Source organism: Bacillus sp. 05T31, assembly GCF_056396725.1.
Genome location: NZ_JBFTMA010000435.1, coordinates 1 through 3,732 on the forward strand (window position 1 = coordinate 1; position 3,732 = coordinate 3,732).

Here is a 3,732-nt window from a genome sequence, read left to right on the forward strand (position 1 = left end):
GTACATCTAAAATCTTTCCTGTATATCCATTTTCGTATCCATTATCAAATGTTAAATAAATATCTTTTTTCTTCGTATCTCCTAAATAAAACCCACCATTTTTTTGTAGTAATTCTGTATATAGTTTCCCTGCATCTGGCACCGTTTCATTTTTAGGACGTGGGATTCCCCAGTTATGTGGTGTATTCGTATAAGCAAATGTTGAAACTGGAACAAGTGCCATCATAATTGAAAAAATGAGACCTATATATAACCATTTATATTTCATAAATAGTCTCCTTTCCATATATAATCGTACCTGTAGTTTCTGTTTCCCTGCTTTCTTTCATGCTGAACATGTTTTTCTATATATACCAAAAAAATGCACCTCGAATAATTCGAGATGCACTTCTCTTTACTTAAATACAGGTTCTTTAAAGCTCGCCAATTTTTCAAGTGATGTTTTATCAACATCAGCATGTAGACTTTTACCATGAGAATCCATCGTTACAACTGCTTTAAAACCATCGATACGTAAATGCCACATTGCCTCTGGGATACCGAATTGTAAGAAATCAACATCTTTCACTTCTTTAATACATTCAGCATAATATTGCGCTGCACCACCAATTGCATTTAAGTACACACCACCGTGTTCTTCTAAAGCTGCTAATGTTTTAGCACCCATACCGCCTTTACCAATTACAGCACGAATACCGAACTTTTTCATAATATCGCCTTGATATGGCTCTTCACGAATGCTTGTCGTTGGGCCTGCCGCTTTAATTTGCCAATTGTCATTTTCATCTTTCACTACAACTGGACCACAGTGATAAATAATTTGTCCCTTTAAATCTACTGGACAATCGTTATCCATTAAATGTTTATGAATCGCATCACGCCCTGTATACATCATGCCGTTAATTGTAACAACGTCACCAACACGAAGTTCACGAATTTGCTCTTCTGTAATTGGAGCTTGTAATACGATTTCACGCTGCTCTGTTTGTTCTTGCGCAGCRTCTTGYTGAAGTGTATCTTCACCTTCYTGGTATAACCAATCCATAATTTCACCTGTTTCAGGATGAATTGTTACGCCAAGACGACGATATGCCCAACAATTATACGCAACAGATACGTAGAAGCTCGCTGGCAAACGATTATATACTCCAATTTTGCAACCTAATAAAGTTGTTTCTCCGCCAAATCCCATCGTACCAATGCCAAGCTTATTCGCATTCTCTAATACATACTCTTCAAGCTTGTGTAATTCTGGAACTGGATTTACATCATCTAATGTACGGAATAATTGATTTTTTGCTAATTCGTAACCTGATGTGCGGTCTCCCCCGATACCGACGCCGATTACTCCTGCGCTACACCCTTGACCTTGCGCTTGATATACTGCATGAAGAAGGCATTTACGAATTCCTTCTAAATCACGCCCAGCTCGTCCAAGTCCTTCTATTTCACAAGGCAGGCTATATTGAATATTTTTATTTTCACAACCGCCGCCCTTTAAAATTAAACGTGCATCAATGTAATCTTTTTCCCATTGTTCAAACTTAATAACAGGTGTACCTGGTCCTAAATTATTTCCGCTATTGTCTCCAAAAAGAGAATCAACAGAGTTTGGACGAAGTTTACCATCTTTTGTCGCCCGCTCAAGCGCACTATAGATAGCTTCCTTCAGTTTTAATTGATTCACACCAACTGGTGTATAAATTTTAAACGTTGGCATCCCTGTATCTTGGCAAATTGGCGAGATATTATCATCTGCCATTTTAATGTTATTCGTAATTGTGCCAAGTGCCATCGCCGAACGAGTTCCTGCATTTTCTCGTTCTTTCGCTTGTTGAATTGCGCGACGAACATCTTTCGGTAAGTTCGTTGACGTTTCAACAATTAGTTGATACATGCTTTCTTGAAGCTTTTCCATTGTTACTTCCCCCTCAATTGTGAACGCTACCAAAACGTTATGAAATGAAAATTCCATTGTTATACTCTTCAGCTGTTTATTTATTTCACGCCATTAAAGGTTAAATGAAATTTTTCACAACTTGATTATACCTTTTTTTCTATATTCCTTCTATTATCCGTACAGAAAAAGGCTGCCAATTTTGTAGTGGCAGCCTTTTTAATATATTATTCGTCTTTTTTAAATTGCTCACATTTCAGTTCTAATTCATCTAACATTGCAAGAAGACGATCTACATCTTCTAATTCTACCTCTTCTGGTTCAATCGTATCAATTACTTCAATGAACATATTTAAACGTTCTTTCAAATATACTAGCTGTGAATCTTTACCTTGAATTGCTTTTCCCATGAAGGCACTCTCCTTTTAATTCGAGTTGCTTTTATTATACCGCAAAAATGATTGCTATGGGCATGTAATTTCATCAATTTCGTCACAGTAATTCATTATAATGTAAGCCCTCTCTCTTTTTTYACAAAAAAGTTTCACTTTATAAAAAGCTCATATTCTTCTATTATAGAGAATGGACAAATTGTTATTTCAATAGTCAAAGGAGTATTTCATATGACGATATCACAAATAATGAAGCCGATTACTCCTTCTTACGATCCATGGGAAGCGTATATGGACCTTGAAGAGTACGGCAAACTACTATTAACAAACGTTGAGTTTACAACGACGACGTTATGCAATATGCGTTGCGAGCATTGCGCTGTTGGTTACACATTACAGCCGAAAGATCCAAACCCGCTTCCGATGGAGCTTTTATTAAAACGATTAGATGAGATTCCTCATTTACGTTCTTTAAGTATTACAGGCGGAGAACCTATGCTTTCAAAAAAATCCGTCGACAACTATGTAACACCACTCTTAAAATACGCCCATGAACGAGGCGTTCGCACTCAAATTAACTCAAACTTAACTATAGATTTAGCACGTTACGAACAAATTATTCCCTACTTAGATGTATTGCACATTTCACATAACTGGGGAACAATCGATGACTTCGTTGAAGGCGGATTTGCAATGATGGAGCGTAAGCCTACTTATGAACAGCGCGCTAAATTATTTGAAAGAATGATTACAAATAGTAAAGCTCTATCAGAGGCAGGTGTACTCGTATCAGCCGAAACTATGTTAAACAAACGAACTCTACCACATATTGAACATATTCACCGTCAAATCGTTGAAGAAATGGGCTGTAAACGTCATGAAGTTCACCCGATGTATCCGAGTGACTTCGCTAGCACACTTGAAATTTTAACAAAAGAAGAAATTCGAAATGCAGTTGAACATTTATTAGAGATCCGTGATGAAAATGTGTGGATGTTATTCGGAACATTACCTTTCTATGCATGTAGTGATAATGAACACGATTTAGCTACACTAAAGAAATTACATGAAAGTAAAAATGTAACTGTCCGCAATGATCCAGATGGTCGTTCTCGTTTGAACGTAAATATTTTCGATGGAAATATTATCGTGACCGACTTCGGTGATGTCCCGCTTCTAGGTAATGTACAAACAAATACACTACAAGAAGCTTACGACAAATGGTGTGACTCAAAAACAGCAAAATCATTAAGTTGCCATTGTCCTGCCGTGAAATGCCTTGGACCGAATGTTCTTGTAAAAAATAGCTACTATCCAAAAGAAGATTTCTTATCAAAAACATCAAACATTATGTTATAAAGTGAAACTTTAATCAGTGGGGGTTTTGTTCATCCCCCACTGATTATTAGCCCACACCAATCGGGAGTTTACGGGCAGCAGGGC

The 3,732-nt window shown here is 37.1% G+C and carries 3 protein-coding genes and 1 pseudogene; 1 reads left to right on the forward strand and 3 read right to left on the reverse strand.

Annotation, left to right across the window (positions count from 1 at the left end; all coding sequences use genetic code 11):
* From AC1DJR_RS21255 to AC1DJR_RS21265, 3 genes and pseudogenes are all read right to left on the reverse strand, one after another.
* Nucleotides 1–268, reverse strand: a pseudogene (locus AC1DJR_RS21255) (polysaccharide deacetylase); the annotation flags it as partial.
* A 126-nt stretch (nt 269–394) separates the two neighbouring features.
* On the reverse strand, nt 395–1,918 hold the full coding sequence (fumA, locus tag AC1DJR_RS21260; RefSeq protein WP_088293327.1) for a class I fumarate hydratase: 1,524 nt from the start codon (nt 1,916–1,918) through the stop codon (nt 395–397).
* A 206-nt stretch (nt 1,919–2,124) separates the two neighbouring features.
* A complete protein-coding gene (locus AC1DJR_RS21265; protein ID WP_002010264.1) occupies nt 2,125–2,307 on the reverse strand; it encodes an SE1561 family protein in 183 nt (60 codons plus the stop codon).
* Between the two features lie 213 nt (nt 2,308–2,520).
* On the opposite strand from AC1DJR_RS21265, the gene yfkAB reads away from it, so the two are divergent.
* Nucleotides 2,521–3,648 (forward strand): radical SAM/CxCxxxxC motif protein YfkAB, encoded by a 1,128-nt coding sequence (gene yfkAB, locus AC1DJR_RS21270; protein WP_002125019.1) that lies wholly within the window; start codon nt 2,521–2,523, stop codon nt 3,646–3,648.
* Nucleotides 3,649–3,732 lie beyond the last annotated feature (84 nt).

Bases quoted from the DNA above. Each gene is read 5' to 3' on its own strand.
- AC1DJR_RS21265 (WP_002010264.1), bottom strand. From the start codon at position 2,307: ATGGGAAAAGCAATTCAAGGTAAAGATTCACAGCTAGTATATTTGAAA.
- yfkAB (WP_002125019.1), top strand. From the start codon at position 2,521: ATGACGATATCACAAATAATGAAGCCGATTACTCCTTCTTACGATCCA.